This is a genomic window from Actinomadura sp. KC06 (genome assembly GCF_004348735.1).
GTDB lineage: Bacteria > Actinomycetota > Actinomycetes > Streptosporangiales > Streptosporangiaceae > Spirillospora.
In genome coordinates this window covers 1-17799 of the sequence record NZ_SMKT01000102.1, presented here as the reverse complement: position 1 = coordinate 17799, position 17799 = coordinate 1, and the positions used below count along the sequence as shown (strand labels likewise).

Below are 17799 nucleotides of genomic sequence, written 5' to 3'. Positions count from 1 at the left end.
CTGGCCCAACTGGCAAGATGTATGACATGTTGACAGTAACTGGACTGATGTGTGGAGGCAAGTAATGCGCGGTCTCGGCGGAGCGAAGATCCTGGTCACCGGGGCGGGCGGCGCCATCGGCCGCGCCGTGGTGCGCCGGCTGGGCGAGGAGGGCGCCAGGGTCGCGGGCGTCGACCTCAAGGCCCCGGACCCGGACTCGGACGGAATGACGTGCGCGATCGCCGCCGACGTCACCGATGAGGCGGACATGGCGCGCGCCACCGCGCTCGCGACGGACGAACTCGGCGGCCTGGACGGCCTGGTCGCGATGGCGGGCATCCAGGCGTCCGCCCCGACGCACGAGCTCGACCTCGCCACGTTCCGCAACGTCCTGGACGTGAGCGCGGTCGGCACCTTCCTGGCGATGAAGTCCGTCCTGCCCGGGATGCTCGCCCAGGGCGGCGGCCGCATCGTGACGTTCGGCTCGACGGCGTCGGTCTGCGCGGCGCCGCGCCTGGCCGCCTACGCCGCCGCCAAGGGGGCGGTGCTCCAGCTCACCCGCTCGGTCGCGGTCGAGTACGCGGACCGCGGCATCCGCGCCAACTGCGTCTGCCCGGGCGGGGTGGAGACGCCGATGCTGGCGGCCATCGACGCCGCGCGCACCGGCCCCGACCACTTCAAGGAAGGGCATCCGATCGGCCGCTACGCCGGCCCGGCGGAGATCGCGGCGGTCGTCGCGTTCCTGCTCTCGGACGAGTCGTCCTTCGTGCTGGGCGCGGCGGTGATGACGGACGGCGGCTTTTCGGCTAGCTGATCCCGACTCCGTGACAACCGCTTCATATCAGTCATAACATGTATTACCAGTTGCCGGACGGACTGACGGAAAGGACGCCATGACGCAAGCGACCCGGGAGGGGGCCCTCGACCTCCTCGAACGCATGATCCTCATCCGCAGATTCGAGGAGAAGGCGGCGCGGCAGCGGGCGGGGGGCCTCATCCCCGGCTTCCTGCACCCCTACATCGGCCAGGAGGCGGTGGCGGCCGGCGTCTGCGCGGCCCTCGGCCCGGAGGACGTGCTGACGTCCACCCACCGCGGGCACGGCCACATGCTCGCCCGCGGCGCCGACCCGGCCCGGATGTACGCCGAGCTGTTCGGCCGCACTGCCGGCTACAACCGCGGCAAGGGCGGCTCGCTGCACATGATCGACGTGGAGCTGGGCTTCCTCGGCGCCAACGGCATCGTCGCGGGCGGCATCCCCCTCGCCACCGGCGCGGCGCTGCAGCTCAAGCGGCGCGGCTCGGACGGGCTCGCGGTCACCTTCTTCGGGGACGGCGCGTCCAACGAGGGCGCCTTCCACGAGTCGCTGAACCTGGCGGCCCTGTGGAAGCTGCCGGTGCTGTTCGTCTGCGAGAACAACCTCTACGGCGAGTTCACCCGGCAGGACCGCCACCAGGTGATCACCGACGTGGCCGACCGCGCCGCGTCCTACGGCATGCCCGGGACCGTGGTGGACGGCAACGACGTCGACGCCGTCCGCGACGCCACCGCCGAGGCCGCCGCCCGCGCCCGCGCCGGGGACGGCCCGACCCTGATCGAGGCCAAGACCTACCGGCACCGCGGCCACTTCGAGGGAGACATGGCCCGCTACCGGCCCAAGGACGAGGTCGCGCACTGGATGGCGCGCGACCCCATCGACCTCCTCGCCGCCAAGCTCCCCGAGGAGGACGTGACGGCCGTGCGCGACGCCGTCGAGAAGCGGCTGGACGAGGCCATCGCCTGGGCCGCCGAGCAGGAGCATCCCCGGCCCGAGGACGCCCTGGACCACGTGTACGTCGACTCGCTCGGAGGGGCGGCCCTGCGATGACCAAGTTCACCTACGCGGACGCGATCCGGCAGGCCATCGGCGAGGAGATGGAGCGCGACCCGTCCGTCTTCCTCATCGGCGAGGACGTCGGCGAGCCCGGCGGCGTCTTCGGCGTCACCAAGGGCCTCTGGGACCAGTTCGGCGCGGACCGGCTCTGGGACACCCCGATCTCGGAGGAGGCCATCGTCGGCGCCGCGGTCGGCGCGGCGCTGGTCGGCGCCCGCCCGATCGCCGAGATCATGTTCGGCGACTTCGTCACGCTGGCGATGGACATGATCGTCAACCAGGCGGCGAAGACGCACTACATGACCGGCGGGCGGCTGTCCGCGCCGATGGTCGTCCGGATGGTCACCGGCACGTCCGGGTCGACGGCCGCGCAGCACTCGCAGTCGCTGGAGTCGTGGTTCGTCAACGTGCCGGGGCTCAAGGTCGTGGCGCCGTCCACCCCGCACGACGCGAAGGGCCTGCTCAGGCAGGCCATCCGGGACCCCGACCCGGTGATCTTCTTCGAGCACAAGCAGCAGTACGGCGGCCGGGGCGGCCCGGCCGGGGACGTGGTGGAGGTCGAGCCGATCCCGTTCGGGACCGGCAAGGTGCACCGCGAGGGCACCGACGTGACGGTCGTGTCCTACCTCAAGACGCGCGAGCACGCGTCCGCCGCCGCCGAGACGCTGGCCGAGGAGGGCATCTCCTGCGAGGTGTTCGACCCGCGCACGCTCGTCCCGTTCGACCGGGCGGGCCTGCGCGCCTCGATCGCCAAGACCGGACGGCTGGTGATCGCGCACGAAGCGCCGACGCGTGGCGGCTTCGGTGCCGAGATCGCGGCCTGGGCGGCGGACGAATGCCACGAGCTGCTGCGCGCGCCGATCGTCCGGGTGGGCGCGCTCAACACCCCGGTCCCGTACGCGCCGGTGCTGGAGAACCACACGCTGCCCGGCGCGGACCGGATCGCCGCGTCCGTCCGCCGGCTGCTCGACAAGGAACTCGACAAGGAAGGAGACCGCTGATGGCCGAGACCTACCCGATGCCCAAGTGGGGGCTGTCGATGGAGGAGGGCGTCATCTCCGAGTGGCAGATCGAGCCCGGCCAGGCGGTGACCGAGGGCCAGGTGCTGGCCGTGGTCGAGACCGACAAGATCGAGGTCGAGCTGGAGGCCCCGGTGGACGGCGTCTTCGCCAAGGCCCTCGCCGCCCCGGGCGACGAGGTCGCGGTCGGCGCGCCGGTGATGGTGATCGCCGGCGACCAGGCCGACTACGAGTCCTTCGCCGCGGGTTCGTGACAGGGCCGCGAAAGGCACAGGTCGTGCCCGGTTTCCGGGCCGGGACGTGGGTGAGCGCCACCCATCAGATCCGGGAGCAGCTGCTGCGCGGCATCCGGCAGGGCGAGCTCGCGCCGGGCTCGGCCCTGCCGTCCGAGCGGGAGCTGTGCGAGGTGTTCGGGGTCAGCCGCGTCAGCGTCCGCGAGGCCATCGCCGGGCTGGAGGCGATGGGCCTGGTCAGCGTCCGGCACGGGCGCGGGACGTTCGTCCGGGAGGGCTCCGCCGCGCGCTACGAGGACTCGTTCGGCCGCTACCTGGAGCTGCACCGCGGCCAGCTGGTCGAACTGCTCGCCGTCCGCGGCGCACTGGACCGCCTCGCCGCACAACAGGCGGCCGTAGCGCAACAGGCCGCTGCCGCGCAGCAGGCCGCCGACGCGCAGGAAGGCGCCGACGCTCGGGAGGGCGCCGCTGGTCGCCCGCCCGAGCGGGTGGCGCGGATGGTCGAGGCGCACCGGGCCTTCCTGGACGCGGCCGCCGAGCCCCGCCCCGAGTTCGACCGCATCGCCGAGCTGGACGTCGCGTTCCACGTCTCGGTGGCGCGGGCCGGGGCGGGCGGGCTGCTCACCGTCCTGCTGACCGACCTGCACGGGCTGCTCACCGAATCGCGGCTGATCACCCTGGCCCGGCCGGGTCAGGCGTCCCGCTCGGTGGCCGAGCACCAGGCCATCGTCGACGCCATCCTCGCCGGCGACCCCGCGGAAGCGGGCCGTCGCTCCGACGAACACGTCGCCCGCGTCCGCCGCTGGATCGCCGACTTCCGCGCCCCAGCCTGACCAGCCCCCCGGCATAACCAGGAGGGGCACCCCCGATGGGGTGCCCCTTTTGACGTGTGCGGGACGTCCGAGGACGTCCGGGGGGTTAGTCGTACAGGGTGGTGGTGACCGGGACGTCGTCGTTCAGGCCGGCCTTGCGGACGATCGAGGCGGCGCGTTCGCGGGCCTCGGCGCGCAGCGCGGGCTCGTCAACCGTGGTGACGCGGGTGCCGTCGTAGAGGCGCCGTCCGGCCACCCAGGTCTCGGCGATGCTCGCCGCGCTGGCCGACCACACCAGGGCCTGGAGCGGGTCGGAGTAGGGCGTCCACTCGTGGTGGTCGAGGTCGAACAGGACGAAGTCGGCCTGCTTGCCGGGCTCCAGGGAGCCGATTTCGTCGTCCCAGCCGAGCGCCTTGGCGCCTTCGACGGTCGCCATGCGCAGCGCCTTGCGCGCTCCGACGAGCGTCGGGTCGAGCCGGGCGTCCTTGAAGAGCCCGGCGACCAGGTGGACCTGGCGGTGCAGGTTGAGGTTGCCCGCCGCCGAGACGCCGTCCGTCCCGAGGCCCACCGCGACGCCGGCTTCGATCATCTCCGGGTACTTGCCGATGGCGGTCGCGCCCTTGGCCAGCTTGAGCGAGGTGGACGGGCAGAACGCCACCGACGTGCCGTGCTCGGCGAGCCGCGCGACCTCCGCGTCCGTGAGCGCGACCGCGTGCGCGAGGACGAGGTTGGAGCCGAGCCCGCCGCCCTCGGCCACCCGCGTCACCGGCCAGCGCCCGTACTTCTTCTCGCTCACTCGCGACTCCTCGATGGAGGACGCGATGTGGTACGTCGTCCCGACCCCGAGCCGTTCGGCCAGGTCGCGGGCGCCGACGTGCAGTTCCAGGCTGCACGGCTCCTTGCCCTCGATGTTGACCCAGCAGCGGATGCGGCCATCCGCGTGTCCGTTCCATTGCCGAACCGAATCTTCCAACGCCTCCAGGGCGACCTTGTGGTCGGGGAAGAAGTGGTGGTCGACCATTTCCTGCGACCAGCCGGGCGGGATCGCCTCGGGCTTGCGGTCGGCGGCATGCCGGCCGACGATCCCGCGGATGCCGATCTCGGCGGCGGCGCGCGCGGTGAGTCCCGCGTCGTTCTGGGCGCCCATGTCCAGGAAGCAGGTGGTCCCCGAGCGGAGCATCTCGGTCGCGCCGAGCCGCACGCTGACCGCCTCGTCCTGGTCGTCCACGTGGGCGTAGAACGGCTTGGCCCAGTGGAACACCCAGGCGCGGGTGGACAGCACGTCCGGGAAGACCGCCCGGCTCAGCGTCTCCGACAGGTGGACGTGGGTGTCGATCAGGCCCGGGATGACGCCGCGTCCGCGTCCGTCGATGCGCTCGCCGACCGCGGTGTCTCCGAGCCGGGCCAGGACGTCGTCTGTGGGGCCGATGTCCACGATGCGGTCGCCGTCCAGCAGCAGGGCGGCGTCGTGCAGGACGCGGTCGCCGGCGTCCACGGTCAATGCGAAATCCAGGTGCTCGATCAGCGTGCTGCGTCCCGCCGCGGCGTCGGGCTTGGTCATCCGGGCTCCTCGGGCTCCTTGACGTGCGCTCTTGACGTGGAACTCCTCAGTCATATCATATCTGTCGTAATACCAGTTGCTCCAGAGGGAGGGTGCACATGGCCGGTTCGGCCGCGTCCGATGAGATCGCCCGCGGGCTCGCGGAGCGCGCGGCGGAGGCGGGGCTGGACGCCGTCGTCTGCCTGTCCCCGGAGAACGTCGCCTACGCCGCCGGGTTCGTCGTCCCGTCCCAGCCGCTGATGCGCTGGCGGCACGCCGCCCACATCGTCACCGCCGACGCCCGGGAGGCGATGGTCTGCGTCGACATGGAGGAGTCGACGGTCCGGGCCGCCCGGCCCGACCTGGAGGTGCGCGTCTGGGCCGAGTTCACCGGCGACCCGATGGGCGCGCTGGCCGGCCTGCTCCGCGACCTCGGCCTCGCCGACGGGACGGTCGGCATCGAGCTCGGCTACCTGTCGGTGACCGACCACGGCGCCCTCACCCGCGCGCTGCCCGGCACGGCGCTGCGGGCGGCCGACGACCTGATCGCCCAGGCCCGGCAGATCAAGACGCCCAGGGAACGGGAGCTGCTGACCCGGCTGTCGCGCATCTCCGACCAGGCCATCGGCGACTCGCTGCGCGCGGTGCGCGCGGGCGACACCGAGATGGACATCGCCGCCGCCCTCACCCGCTCCGTCTACGAGCAGGGCGCGCAGCAGTTCAAGCTGATGATCGTGGCGACCGGGGAGCGCAGCCAGCTGCCCAACGTCGGGCCGACCGCGCGCGTCCTCAAGCCCGGCGACGTGTGCCGCGTCGAGATCTTCTCCGTCCTGGACGGCTACCAGGCGGGCGTCTGCCGCACCGCCGTGGTGGGCGATCCGCCGCCCGAGGCCGAGCGGATCTACCGGAACCTGGTCAGGTGCAAGTACCTCGTCCGCGAGTCGATCCGTCCCGGCGCCGTCGCCCGCGACGTGTACGCGACGTTCCTCGCCGAGTTCGAGCAGCTCGGGATGCCGCCGATCGGCTTCGTCGGGCACGGCATCGGCGTCAACCTGCACGAGCGCCCCTACCTCGGCCCGTACGGGGAGGAGACCCTGCGGGCGGGCATGGTCCTCGGCATGGAGCCGCTGGTCTACCGCAGCGGCCACGGCTTCGGCATGCAGATCAAGGACATGGTCGCCGTCGAGGACGACGGCTGCCGCCTCCTGTCGGACGTCACCGACACCGACGAACTCTTCAGGATCGAGGCATGATGCCCGAGACCACCACCGAGGACGTCGCCGTCGAGAGGCTGAGCCGGGTCCGCAAGGTCATCGCCGCCCGGATGCAGCAGAGCCTGGCCGGGTCCGCGCAGCTGACCAGCGCCGTCGAGGTCGACTTCGGGCCGGTGATGGCCGCACGCGCCGCGCACGGGGAGCGGTTCCGCGCCGTGCACGGAGTCTCGCTGTCCCCGCTCGCGGTGGTCGCCGCGGCCGTGTGCCGCGCCCTGCCCGGGCACCGGATGCTGAACGCGACCATCGACGTGGACGAGGGCACCGCCGCCTACCACCGCCGCGTCAACCTCGGCTTCGCGGTCGACACCGACGCCGGGCTCATGGTGCCCAACGTCAAGGACGCCCATCTGCTGACGGTCGCGGGCCTGGCACGCGGCATCGCCGACGTCGCCCGGCGCGCCCGTGACCGGAAGCTGCGTCCGTCCGACGTCCAGGGCGGGACGTTCACCATCACCAACACCGGATCGCGCGGCTCCCTGCTGGACACCCCGATCCTCAACGCACCCGAGACCGGGATCCTCGCGGTCGGCAAGGTCGAGCGCCGTCCCGTCGCGGTCGGCGCCGGGGCGGACGAGCGCGTGGAGATCCACGACATGGCCTACCTGTGCCTGACCTACGACCACCGGCTGGTGGACGGCGCCGACGCCGCCCGGTTCCTGACCGCGGTCAAGGACGGCCTGGAAGGACGTCCGACCTGGGCCGCCGACCTGGAGATCGGTGATGGCTGACAAGACCTTGGACCACGTGGGCATGTCCGTCCCCGACCTGGACGCCGCCGTGGCGTTCTTCACCGGCCATTTCGCGGCGCGGGAGGTGTTCCGGCTGCCGCGCGTGGACGGCGGCGCAGGACGCCTCGGAGCACCGGACGACGCCGCGTTCGCGCTGGCCATGCTCGACATCGGCGGCGCCAGAGTCGAGCTGATCCAATGGTGGTCGCCGGACGCCGCCGGAACGCCCCCTCGCGCGGACCTGCCGGGCGGCACCCATCTCGGCATCGAGGTGGACGATCTGCCCGGCGCGCTGGCCGCGCTCGCCGCCGTCCCCGGTGTCGGCGTCATTGGAGGGCCCGTCACCTTCGAGGAGGGGCCGACGCCAGGGATGTCCAACGCGTTCGTCACCACTCCCTGGGGCGGGCTGATCGAGCTGCTCTCCTGGAGCTCATGATCACCATTCGATGAGCAGCCTTTGGGGCGCGCGGAACGCGATGTTCGGGACGAAGTCGAACCGTTGAGGATCGACCAGTCGCGCATCAGGAAGGCGCTCGGTGAGGACCCTCAGCACCGTCCGGGCCTCCAACCGCGCCAGCGGCGCGCCCAGGCAGAAATGGATCCCGCGGCCGAAGCTGAGGTGGTCGGAGGCGTTCTCCCGGCGGATGTCGAACGTGTCCGGGGCGTCGAACGTCGCGGGGTCGTGGTTGGCGGCGCCGAGGAGCAGCAGGAGCTGCGCCCCGGACGGGATCTCGACGCCGCCGACCACGACGTCCCGCAGCGCCCGCCGCCGCCACGCGACGACCGAGCTGTCGAACCGCAGGACCTCCTCCACGGCGCCGTCCACCAGGTCCGGGTCGGCGTGCAGCGCCCGCCAGCTCCCCGGCTGCTCCAGCAGCCGCCGCACCCCGTTCGTCAGCAGGCTGGAGGTGGTCTCGTGCCCGGCGGTCAGGAACGCGAACAGCACGCTGCAGATCTCGTCCAGCGTGAACACGCCGTCGTCGCCGTCGCGGACCGCGAGCAGGGCGCTGGTCAGGTCGTCGCGCGGCTCGGCCAGGCGGTCGTCGACGAACGCCCGCAGGTAGTCCCAGAACCGCACCATCGCGGCGGCCAGTTCCTCCTGCTCGGCGGCGGTGAGGCGTCCCCAGATGAAGCGCACCCGGTTGCGGGCCCCCTCCCGGACGGTCGCGACGCCGTCCTCGGGGATGCCGAGCAGGTGCAGGATGACCCGGGCCGGCAGGTCCTCCAGGAGCGCGCCGACGAGGTCGTCGCCCGGACGGAGCCCGTCGAGGGCGGCGTGCGCGCTCGCGGCGATGAACGGTTCGAGCCGCGCCACGCGGCGGGGCGTGAACGCCTTGCCGACGTTCCGGCGGAACCGGGTGTGGTCCGGCCGGTCGTTGTTGCCGAGCGCGGGGACGAGCCCCCAGCCGCCCTCGTCCAGGACGCGCCGGGCCCCCGCGCTCAGCTCGGTGATCGGCTGGATCGTGTTGCCCGCGGAGTACGAATCGGGCGCCATGAAGATCGACAGGATGTCGTCGCGTCCGGTCACCACCCAGTGGTCGATCAGCCCGGAATAGAACACCGGGGCCGTCTCGCGGGCGAGCGCGAAGAACCCGTAGGGGTCGTCCAGCATGGCGCCCGCGAACGGGTCGTAGCCGGGGTCGGCAGGGGCGTGCATCAGCGGATACTCCACATCACTCGGAAGGAATGGTCATGACGGATTTCGAGGGACAGGTCGCGGTGGTCACCGGCGGCGCGGGCGCGCTGGGCCGGTGCACGGCCCGGCGGCTGGCCGGGCTGGGCGCGACCGTGGCCCTGCTGGACGTGGCCGATCCGTCCGCCGCGGTCGAGGAGACCGGGGCGGCGTTCGGCGCGGTCGCCGACCTGTGCGACGAGGCGCAAGTGGACGGGACGATCGGCGAGGTGCTGTCCCGGTACGGGCGCGTCGACGTCCTGGTGAACAACGCGGGCCTGCACGTCGGGGTGGACCGGGTGCCGTTCTGGGAGATCGGCGCGGCGACCTGGGACCGGGTGGTGGAGAGCAACGTCCGTTCGGCCTTCCTGTGCGCGAAGGCGGTCGCGGCCCCGATGCGGGACGCGCGGCGCGGGCGCATCGTGAACCTCAGCTCCGACACCGCCGTGTTCGGGATGGCGAACTTCCTGCACTACGTGACCGCCAAGGCGGCGATCGTGGGCATGACGCGGGCGCTGGCCCGCGAGCTCGGGCCGTCCGGGGTCGCGGTGAACGCCGTCGCGCCCGGCGCCGTCCAGACCCCGGACGTCCTGGCGGCGCTCGGCCCGGACGGCTGGGACGACGTCGTCCGCGGCCAGTGCCTGACCGAGCCGATCACCAGCGAGGACATCGCCCAGGCCGTCTGCTACCTGTGCGGGCCCGGCGCGCGGATCGTCTCCGGCCAGACCCTGCTGGTCAACGGCGGAGCCAACATGGGCGCGTTCTGACGCGCATGGCCCCGGCGGCCCCGGGTGGTCCGGCGGCCCCGGTCGTCCCCGCTCGGACGCCGGGGCCGCCGGTGCTCATCCCTCGGGCAGGTACTTCGTGCTGAACGCCTTGCCGTAGTCGAAGTCCTTCGGCACGACGCCGGCCTCCCCGAGCTGGTCGCGCAGGGTCTTCCACCGCTCGTCGGTCATCGAGCCGGGCTTGTCGCCCAGGTAGCCGCCCTCCCTGATCGTCTTGGCGGCGAAGTCGAACGCGTCCGGGACGCTGTCCGGGTTGGTCTTCTGGATGAGCGCCTTGGCCTTGCTCGGGTCGGAGTTGAAGTTCTTCCAGCCCTGCACGACCGCCGCGACCACCTGCTTCACCAGCTCCGGATTCTCGTTGATCACGCGTTCGGTGGTGAAGAGCAGGTTGCCGTAGGGGTTGTAGCCGCCGTCCTTGGCCACGCTGAGCATCGCGAAGTCCGTCACGCCCTCCTTGCGCGCCGTGTACGGCTCGGACGTGACGAAGCACTGCTGGACGAAGCCCTGCTGCCGCTTGTAGTCGGCGAGCGAACCGGTGTTGTTGATCTCCTTCACCTTGCTCAGGCCGTACCGGTGCTTGAGGAAGTCCCAGTAGGGGCTGGGCGTGCGGGCGACCATGTGGCCGTTCAGGTCCTTGAACGTCTTGATGCCCGCCGGCTTGTGGAACATCATGCACTGCAGGTTGGTGTCGAAGCCCGCGGCGACGGCCACGATGGGCAGCCCGTTCTTGCGGGCGACCAGCACCTCGTCGGCGTTGCCCACGCCGAACGTGGCCTGCCCGGACGTGACCTGCGGGATCGTCTGGATGCTCGGCCCGCCCTGCTTGACGTTGATGGTGACGCCGTCGCCCTTGGCGGGCTGCTCGGCCGCGGCCTGCCAGTAGCCGCCCTGCTCGGCCTGGGCGAACCAGTTGGTCAGGATGACGGGGTCCTTCGTCCCCGCGCCGCCCGCGGCCTGCCCGGCGCATCCGGCGGACGCGGCGAGCAACGCCACCGCGGCGACGGCCTTGATGCCCATCTTCTTCATGAGGAGTCCCTTTCGGTGGTCGGCTCAGGCGTCGTCGCGCATGGCGGACTCGTGCCAGGAGCGCAGCAGCCGGTTGCCGAGGACGGACACGGTGAGGAAGAACGCGAAGCCCAGCAGCGTCGCCGCCAGCACTTCCGCGAACAGCAGCGCGGTCGCCAGCCGGGACTGCGCGAAGATCACCTTCACGCCGAGGCCGCCCTCCTGGCCGCCGGAGCCGATGATGAATTCGCCGACGATCGCGCCGATCACCGACAGCCCGGCCGAGACGCGCAGCCCGGCGAAGATGTTGGGCAGCGCGCCGGGCAGCCGCAGCTTGAGGAACTGCACCCGGCGGGTCGCCGTGTGCATGCGGAACAGGTCGAGGTGGTTGCGGTCGGCCGACAGCAGCCCCAGCAGCGTGTTGCTGAGGATCGGGAACACCGAGATCATGAACGAGATCACGATCACCGAGGTCTGGTTGTAGCCGAACCACAGCACGATCACCGGCGCGACCGCGACGATCGGGACGGTCTGCAGCAGCACCGCGTACGGGTAGAAGCTGCGCTCCAGCGGCTTGGCCAGGCTCATCACGATCGCGCCGACCATCCCGACGACGATGGCGAGCAGGAACCCGGCCGCCGCCTCCACGAAGGTGATCCGCAGGCCGGACAGCAGCGTCCCGGCGTTGTCGACGGCGGCCTGGTACACCGCGTTCGGACGCGGCAGCAGGTAGTTCGTCGAGCCGTACACGGTCGCCGACAGCAGCCACCAGCCGCCGACGACCAGGACGAACACCAGCGCCGGCGGGCCGGCGGTGCGCACGATCTTGCTGTTCAACGGGAGACCTCCCTCAGGCAGGCGGCGACCTCGGCGCCGAGCGCCGAGAACTCCGGGGTTTCGCGCAGGGTGGGGGAGCGGGGGTACTCGAAGGGGATCTCGAAGATCCGCTCGACCCGGCCGGGGCGCGGCGACATCACGACCACCCGGTGCGAGAGGTAGATCGCCTCGTACAGGTTGTGGGTGACGAAGACCGAGGTGAACCCCTCGGCGCCCCAGATGCGCAGCAGCTCGTCCTGGAGGGTCTCGCGGGTGATCTCATCGAGCGCCGAGAACGGCTCGTCCATCAGGAAGAACTTCGGGCGCAGCGCGAGCGCCCTGGCCAGCGACAGCCGCATCCGCATGCCGCCCGACAGGTTGCGCGGGTAGGACTTCTCGAAGCCGGCGAGGCCGACCATCTTCAGCGCCGCCGCGGCGCGTTCGACCCTTTCCTCCTTCGGGACGCCTTCCAGTTCGAGGAGCAGCCGGGCGTTGCGTTCCACGGTCCGCCACGGCAGCAGCGTCGGGTCCTGGAACACGAACGCCCTGCGGTGCTCGTCGGGGAGTTCGACCGTTCCCGCGCTGGGCTCGGTCAGCCCGGCGATGATGCGCAGCAGGGTCGACTTCCCGCAGCCGGACGGGCCGAGCAGGCTCACGAACTCGCCCTCGGCCATGTCGAGATCGACTGGGGCGAGCGCCTCGGTCCCGTTCGGGAAGGTCTTGGCCACCGCGCGCACGCGGAGCCGTGCGGCTGCGGACACCTCGGCCGGGGGCGGGGATGCCTCCTGATGGGCCATGAGCCGTACACCGCCTTTCTGGAGTTGATCTCCTGTTACGGGTGGGACATCGGTCACTTGGTCGGCAGGAACTGGGTCGTGAAGGCCCCCTTCACGTCGGTGGAGCGCGGGACGAGCCCCGCCTCGGCGACCTGGTCGCGGATCCGCAGCCACTGCGCCTCGGACATCGAGCCGGGAGGGGAGGAGACCCAGCGCCCGGACCGCATCACCTGCGCGGCGAAGTCGACGACGCCGGGATCGGTGTCCTTGTTGGCGGCGAGGATCGCCTGCTTGCCGGTCGCCGGGTCGGCGCTGAAGGCGCTCCAGCCGCGCGCGACCCGCGCCACCACCGACCGGACCAGGTCCGGGTCGCGCTTGATGGTCTCCTCGGTCGTGAACAGCACGTTGCTGTACGCGGCGTAGCCGCCCTGGTCGGAGATCGACAGCGTGGTGACCGGGACGCCGTCGCGCTTGAGGTAGAACGGCTCGGACGTCACGTAGCACTGCTGGACGAGCCCCTTGTCCTTCTTGAACGCCGCCAGCGAGCCCGTGTAGTTGATCTCCTGGACGCGGTCCAGCTTGTAGTGCCGTTTGAGGTACTCCCACCAGGGGCGGCTCTGCACTTTGGCCACCCGCCGTCCGTCCAGGTCGGCGAAGCCCTTGACGCCCGACTCCGCGTGCGCGGTCAGGCAGGTGATGTTGGCCCGGAACGGGGCGAACACCGCCACGATCGGCAGGCCCTCGCGGCGCGCGACGAGCAGGTCGTCCGCGCCGGTCGCGACCCCGAAGACCGCCTTGCCCGCGGCGACCTGGGGGATCGTCTGGATGCCCGGCCCGCCGGGCAGTACCTTGATCGGCCGCTCCTTGGACCCCTCACCGGGCTTCTGCTCCGCCGCGTGGAAGTAGCCGCCCAGTTCGGCCTGGGGGAACCAGTTGGCGAGGATCGTGACCGGGCCTGACCCCGTCCCCTCGCGTGCGCAGCCGGCGGCGACCGGCGCCAGGACCGCCAGCAGCACGGCGGCGGCGGTCACCTTCCGGCGAGGCGCCGCCCGATGGAGCGAAACGGTCCGGCGGGTCGGAACCGTCCGGCAGGTCGGTGCTGTACGGGTCGGTGCCGGGCGGGGCGAGTCGGTGCGGGTCGGGGCGGTCCGGTCGGGCGACGGCTTGCGGGGACGTGGGAAGGCCATGCTTCCTCTCTCCGGCCAGGGTGCAGGGGAGACATCGGACGTCTCCATCGCAACTGGTAGGACATGTACCACTGGCCTGATGTGTGATATGCATTGTGTAGGTCAGCAACCACACGTTGGCAACCCCCCAAGGCATCGTTAACAAAGCCGTTACGGACGGTCCTGAATCCGCCCGGAAGGGATCAGCCCATGTCCGAAACCCCTCACCGCCCGGACTGGACACCGCTTCGGCTCCCCGCCGCGGACCACTCCTTCTTCCGCGCCGGCGGCCCGGAACTGGTCACCACAGACCCGACGACCGGCGAGACGGTCGCGGTGCTGGCCACGTCCACGCCCGCCGACGTCGAGGAGCTGGTGGGACGCGCCCGCCACGCGTTCCGCACCGCCCGGTGGCGCAACGACGGCGCGATCCGCGCCCGGGTCCTGTTCCGCTACGCCGAGGCGCTGCGCGCGAACGTGGAGAGGCTCGCCGTCCTGCTCACCCGCGAGCAGGGCAAGACGATCGGCGAGGCCCGGAGCGAGGTGCTGAGCTCGGCCGAGATGGTCGAGTTCTACGCGGGCATGGCCCGCACCCTCTACGGCCGCTCGATCGCGCTCGGCGACCATGCCCACGGCGTGGTGCTGCGCGAGCCGATCGGCGTCGTCGGGATCATCACGCCCTGGAACTGGCCGCTCGTCCTGCTGGTGCGGGCCCTCGCCCCGGCCCTGGCCGCCGGCAACGCCTGCGTCGTGAAGCCCGCCAGCCTCACCCCGGCCGTCACCGTCGAGGCGCTGGCGCCGCTCGCGGCCGACCCGGACCTGCCGGACGGGATCCTCGGCTGCGCGGTCGGCTCGGGCGGCGTCACCGGCGACGCGCTCGTCGGCCATCCCGACGTGCACATGATCGCCTTCACCGGCGAGACCGGCACCGGCGTGGGCGTGATGAAGCGCGCGGCCGACGACCTGCGCAAGGTGTCGCTGGAGCTGGGCGGCAAGTCGCCCAACATCGTCTTCGCCGACGCCCGCATGGACAAGGCCGTCGAAGGCGCGCTCAACGCGGTCTTCACCACCACCGGCCAGATCTGCACCGCGGGCAGCCGGTTGCTCGTCGAGGAATCGGTCCGCGAGGAGTTCGTCGGACGGCTGGCCGAGCGGACCCGCGCCCTGCGGCTCGGCGACCCGCTGGACCCGTCCACCCAGATCGGCCCGGTGGTGTCGCGCGGCCAGCAGCGCGAGGTGAACGGCTACATCGAGCTCGGCCGCAAGGAGGGCCGCATCCTGGCGGAGGCGGCGCTGCCCGGCGGCCTGCCCGAGGGCGCGTTCGTCGCGCCGACGCTGGTCGGCGGGCTGGCGCGCGACTCGCGGCTCGTCCAGGAGGAGATCTTCGGGCCGGTGCTGACCGTCCAGGGCTTCGCGGACGAGGACGAGGCGATCACGCTCGCCGAGGACACCGAGTTCGGGCTCGCGGCCGGAATCTGGACCACCGACCTCGACCGCGCCTGGCGGGTCGGGCGCGCGGTCAGCGCGGGCACCGTGTGGATCAACACCTACCACCACTTCTACGGCGAGGCCGAGGTCGGCGGGTTCAAGAGGTCGGGGCTGGGCCGCCAGCAGGGCGTCGAGGGCATCGCCGAATTCACCGAGACCAAGCACCTGAACTTCGATTCCAGCCCGACCCTCTGGTAACCGCCCGACCCTCTGGCACCCACCGAAATCCGAAGGAGAACGCCGATGCCGTTCGTCACCGTGCACCTGTGGGAGGGGCGCACCGTCGACCAGAAACGCGCGCTGGCCAAGGCCATCACCGACGCCATGGTCGAGCACGCGGGGGCGCGCCCGGACGGGCTGCACGTGGCCATCCAGGAGTACCCGAAGGAGAACTGGGCCCGCGCGGGCGTCCTCGGCACTGACAGGACCGACGCATGAGCGGCGAGAACGCGCTGGACGCGCTCATCCCGGAGAACACGGCGCTGCTCCTGATCGACATGCAGAACGCCTTCGTCCACGACGAGGGCACGCTGGGCGTCTCCGGCGTGGACGTCAAGCCCGCCCAGGCCACGATCGAGCCGGTCAGGCGGCTGGCGGAGGCGTTCCGCGCCGCGGGGCTGCCGGTGATCTGGACGAAGCAGGTCCACCTCGAAGCTGATAACGCGCGGGCGCGCAAGGTGCTGCCGTCCCACACCAGCAAGCGCAAGCGCGTGTCCGCGCTGTCGGGCTCCTGGGACGCCGCGTTCGTCGAGGAGCTGGCCGACCTCGCCGACGACCCCACCTACGTCGTCACCAAGCACAGGTTCGGCGCGTTCTACGAGACCCGGCTGCAGTCGCTGCTGGACATGCTCGGCGTGCGGGGCCTGTTCGTGGCGGGCGTCACCGCCAACGCCTGCGTGGAGACGACGCTGCGCGAGGCGTACCTGCGCGACTACGACGTCGTCGCGGTCACCGACGCGATCGCCGCCGTCCGGCCCGAGTGGACGGCCACCGCCGAGGCCGTCTGGGCGCACTACCTCGGTGTCCTGGCCACCAGCGACGAGGTGGCGTCCTGGCTGGAGCGGGCCGCGACGCCGCGCGCCCTGCAGGTCCACCACCTGCTGCTGGAGGCGGTCGACCTGGACGCATCCGTCGACTTCTACACGAACGTGCTGGGCTTCACCGTCCGCAAGCGGGAGGACTTCCGCGACGGGCGCCGCCTGGTGGTCACCCACCAGGGGCTCGGCCTCACCGAGGGCGGCACCGGAGCGGGCGGCACGCTGCAGCACCTGTGCTTCTCCGCGCGCGACGTCGACGGGCTCGCCGGACGCGCCCGCGCCGCCGGACACCGCATCGTGCGCGGCCCCGGGCCCGGCCCGTACGGACACACCGTCTACGTCGCCGACCCCGACGGCCATGAGATCGAGCTCGTCGAAGTCGAACCGTCCACGCCCTGACCCGGGGAGACCCCTTGAAGATCAACGACATCCAGGTCCACCTGGTGCGGCTGCCCGCCCGCCGCGACCACAACTGGGCCTCGAAGATGAACACGCCCATCGGGCACCACGCCATCGTCGAGCTGTCCACCGACGAGGGCGTCACCGGCTGGGGCGAGGCGCCCGCCGGGGGCACCTGGGGCGGCGCCCACATGCGGTACTACGGGGAGACGCCGGAGACCGTCCGGCACATCGTCCTGGACCATCTCCGGCACGCGGTCACCGGCCTCGACCCCGCCGACATCGGCGCGCTGCACGCCCGCATGGACAAGGTGGTCAAGGGCCACCCGTACGCCAAGGCCGCCATCGACGTCGCCTGCTACGACGCGGCGGGCAAGGCGCTCGGCGTCCCCGTCTCGACCCTGCTCGGCGGACGGCACCGCGACGGCATCGAGGTCGCGCACTCGCTCGGCATCATGGACCTGGACCGCTGCTACGACGAGGCCGAGCAGGCCGTCGCCGAAGGCGCGCGGACCATCAAGTGCAAGACCGGCCTGGACCCCGAGCGCGACGTCACGCTGGTGCGCGAGCTCCGCCGCCGCCTCGGCGACGAGGTCAAGATCCGGGTGGACGGGAACGAGGGGTACGCGTCCGTCCACCAGGCGATCGAGGTGACCCGGCGGCAGGAGGAGCACGGCATCCTGCTGTGCGAGCAGCCGTTGCCCGGCACTCGGGACCTGGCCCGGGTGGCGTCCCGGATCGACAGCCCGGTCATGGCGGACGAGTCGGCCTGGACCGTCCACGACATCCTGGAACTGCACGACCTCGACGCGGCGGCCTGCTTCTCCTGCTACGTCACCAAGCCCGGCGGCCTCTACCGGGCGCGGCGGCAGGCCGAGATCGCCGAGGAACTCGGCATGTACTGCGACATCGGCGGCTCCATCGAGACCGGCATCGGCAACGCCGCCAACCTCCAGCTGGGCGCCGCGCTGCGCATCGCCACGCTGCCGAGCGTCTGCCCGGTGTCCAGGCCCGCCGGATCGGACGGCCCCGACATCGCCGGGATCTACTACCTCGACGACCTGATCACCGAGCCGTTCCGCTTCGTCGACGGGCAGGTCATGACGCCGGACGGCCCCGGCCTCGGCATCGAGGTCGACCGCGCGAAGATCGACAAGTACCGGGTATGAGGGTCGCGGTGCTCGGGGCCGGGGCGGGCG

The 17799-nt window shown here is 71.8% G+C and carries 19 protein-coding genes; 13 read left to right on the top strand and 6 right to left on the bottom strand.

Annotation, left to right across the window (positions count from 1 at the left end):
* Positions 1 to 64: 64 nt before the first annotated feature.
* The 5 genes from E1287_RS28185 (at position 65) to E1287_RS28165 (ending at position 3935) form a co-directional block, all read left to right on the top strand.
* Positions 65 to 793 (top strand): SDR family oxidoreductase, encoded by a 729-nt coding sequence (locus E1287_RS28185; protein WP_131968107.1) that lies wholly within the window; start codon positions 65 to 67, stop codon positions 791 to 793.
* Positions 794 to 872: 79 nt separating this feature from the next.
* Entirely contained in the window at positions 873 to 1844 is a 972-nt protein-coding gene (locus E1287_RS28180) for a thiamine pyrophosphate-dependent dehydrogenase E1 component subunit alpha (protein WP_131968106.1), read from the top strand.
* Positions 1841 to 2851: an alpha-ketoacid dehydrogenase subunit beta gene (locus E1287_RS28175; RefSeq protein ID WP_131968105.1), complete on the top strand. Its 1011-nt coding sequence runs from the start codon at positions 1841 to 1843 to the stop codon at positions 2849 to 2851. Before E1287_RS28180 ends, E1287_RS28175 begins: the two co-directional genes overlap by 4 nt.
* The gene (locus tag E1287_RS28170; RefSeq protein ID WP_131968104.1) at positions 2851 to 3123 is read left to right on the top strand and encodes a lipoyl domain-containing protein; all 273 of its coding nucleotides are present in this window, start codon (positions 2851 to 2853) and stop codon (positions 3121 to 3123) included. Before E1287_RS28175 ends, E1287_RS28170 begins: the two co-directional genes overlap by 1 nt.
* A 50-nt stretch (positions 3124 to 3173) precedes the next feature.
* The gene (locus E1287_RS28165; protein ID WP_165969216.1) at positions 3174 to 3935 is read left to right on the top strand and encodes a GntR family transcriptional regulator; all 762 of its coding nucleotides are present in this window, start codon (positions 3174 to 3176) and stop codon (positions 3933 to 3935) included.
* A gap of 85 nt (positions 3936 to 4020) precedes the next feature.
* On the opposite strand, the gene E1287_RS28160 is transcribed toward E1287_RS28165, so the two are convergent.
* Entirely contained in the window at positions 4021 to 5475 is a 1455-nt protein-coding gene (locus E1287_RS28160; protein ID WP_131968102.1) for an amidohydrolase family protein, read from the bottom strand.
* A 98-nt stretch (positions 5476 to 5573) separates the two neighbouring features.
* Here E1287_RS28160 and E1287_RS28155 point away from each other — a divergent pair, with 98 nt between their 5' ends.
* The 3 genes from E1287_RS28155 to E1287_RS28145 are packed head-to-tail and all read left to right on the top strand — an operon-like array spanning position 5574 to position 7892.
* Positions 5574 to 6707 (top strand): Xaa-Pro peptidase family protein, encoded by a 1134-nt coding sequence (locus tag E1287_RS28155; protein WP_131968101.1) that lies wholly within the window; start codon positions 5574 to 5576, stop codon positions 6705 to 6707.
* On the top strand, positions 6704 to 7456 hold the full coding sequence (locus E1287_RS28150) for a 2-oxo acid dehydrogenase subunit E2 (RefSeq protein ID WP_131968100.1): 753 nt from the start codon (positions 6704 to 6706) through the stop codon (positions 7454 to 7456). The genes E1287_RS28155 and E1287_RS28150 overlap by 4 nt, the downstream gene beginning before the upstream one ends.
* Complete coding sequence (locus tag E1287_RS28145; protein ID WP_131968099.1) at positions 7449 to 7892, top strand: VOC family protein; 444 nt, start codon at positions 7449 to 7451, stop codon at positions 7890 to 7892. The genes E1287_RS28150 and E1287_RS28145 overlap by 8 nt, the downstream gene beginning before the upstream one ends.
* Here the strand turns inward: E1287_RS28145 and E1287_RS28140 are convergent, their stop codons facing one another.
* Positions 7893 to 9113 carry a cytochrome P450 gene (locus E1287_RS28140; RefSeq protein ID WP_131968098.1) on the bottom strand — a complete coding sequence of 407 codons (1221 nt, stop codon included), beginning with the start codon at positions 9111 to 9113 and terminating at the stop codon, positions 7893 to 7895. It abuts the gene before it with no gap.
* A gap of 35 nt (positions 9114 to 9148) precedes the next feature.
* On the opposite strand from E1287_RS28140, the gene E1287_RS28135 reads away from it, so the two are divergent.
* Positions 9149 to 9895, top strand: a complete 747-nt coding sequence (locus E1287_RS28135; protein WP_165969215.1) for an SDR family NAD(P)-dependent oxidoreductase — start codon at positions 9149 to 9151, stop codon at positions 9893 to 9895.
* Between the two features lie 75 nt (positions 9896 to 9970).
* On the opposite strand, the gene E1287_RS28130 is transcribed toward E1287_RS28135, so the two are convergent.
* From E1287_RS28130 to E1287_RS28115, 4 genes are read right to left on the bottom strand one after another with little or no spacing between them, the layout of a single operon-like run.
* Positions 9971 to 10939 (bottom strand): ABC transporter substrate-binding protein, encoded by a 969-nt coding sequence (locus E1287_RS28130; protein ID WP_131968096.1) that lies wholly within the window; start codon positions 10937 to 10939, stop codon positions 9971 to 9973.
* A 24-nt stretch (positions 10940 to 10963) separates the two neighbouring features.
* Complete coding sequence (locus E1287_RS28125) at positions 10964 to 11755, bottom strand: ABC transporter permease (RefSeq protein WP_207934512.1); 792 nt, start codon at positions 11753 to 11755, stop codon at positions 10964 to 10966.
* Positions 11752 to 12531, bottom strand: a complete 780-nt coding sequence (locus E1287_RS28120; RefSeq protein ID WP_131968095.1) for an ABC transporter ATP-binding protein — start codon at positions 12529 to 12531, stop codon at positions 11752 to 11754. The genes E1287_RS28125 and E1287_RS28120 overlap by 4 nt, the downstream gene beginning before the upstream one ends.
* A 53-nt stretch (positions 12532 to 12584) precedes the next feature.
* A complete protein-coding gene (locus E1287_RS28115; RefSeq protein ID WP_165969214.1) occupies positions 12585 to 13526 on the bottom strand; it encodes an ABC transporter substrate-binding protein in 942 nt (313 codons plus the stop codon).
* 360 nt (positions 13527 to 13886) lie between these two features.
* On the opposite strand from E1287_RS28115, the gene E1287_RS28110 reads away from it, so the two are divergent.
* The 4 genes from E1287_RS28110 to E1287_RS28095 are packed head-to-tail and all read left to right on the top strand — an operon-like array spanning position 13887 to position 17769.
* Complete coding sequence (locus E1287_RS28110) at positions 13887 to 15362, top strand: aldehyde dehydrogenase family protein (protein ID WP_131968093.1); 1476 nt, start codon at positions 13887 to 13889, stop codon at positions 15360 to 15362.
* A gap of 12 nt (positions 15363 to 15374) precedes the next feature.
* Positions 15375 to 15602, top strand: coding sequence for a 2-hydroxymuconate tautomerase (locus E1287_RS28105; RefSeq protein WP_347813988.1), 228 nt, complete (start codon positions 15375 to 15377; stop codon positions 15600 to 15602).
* Positions 15599 to 16600 (top strand): isochorismatase family protein, encoded by a 1002-nt coding sequence (locus tag E1287_RS28100; RefSeq protein WP_131968091.1) that lies wholly within the window; start codon positions 15599 to 15601, stop codon positions 16598 to 16600. The genes E1287_RS28105 and E1287_RS28100 overlap by 4 nt, the downstream gene beginning before the upstream one ends.
* A 14-nt stretch (positions 16601 to 16614) precedes the next feature.
* Entirely contained in the window at positions 16615 to 17769 is a 1155-nt protein-coding gene (locus E1287_RS28095; protein ID WP_207934511.1) for an enolase C-terminal domain-like protein, read from the top strand.
* The last annotated feature ends 30 nt before the right edge of the window (positions 17770 to 17799 follow it).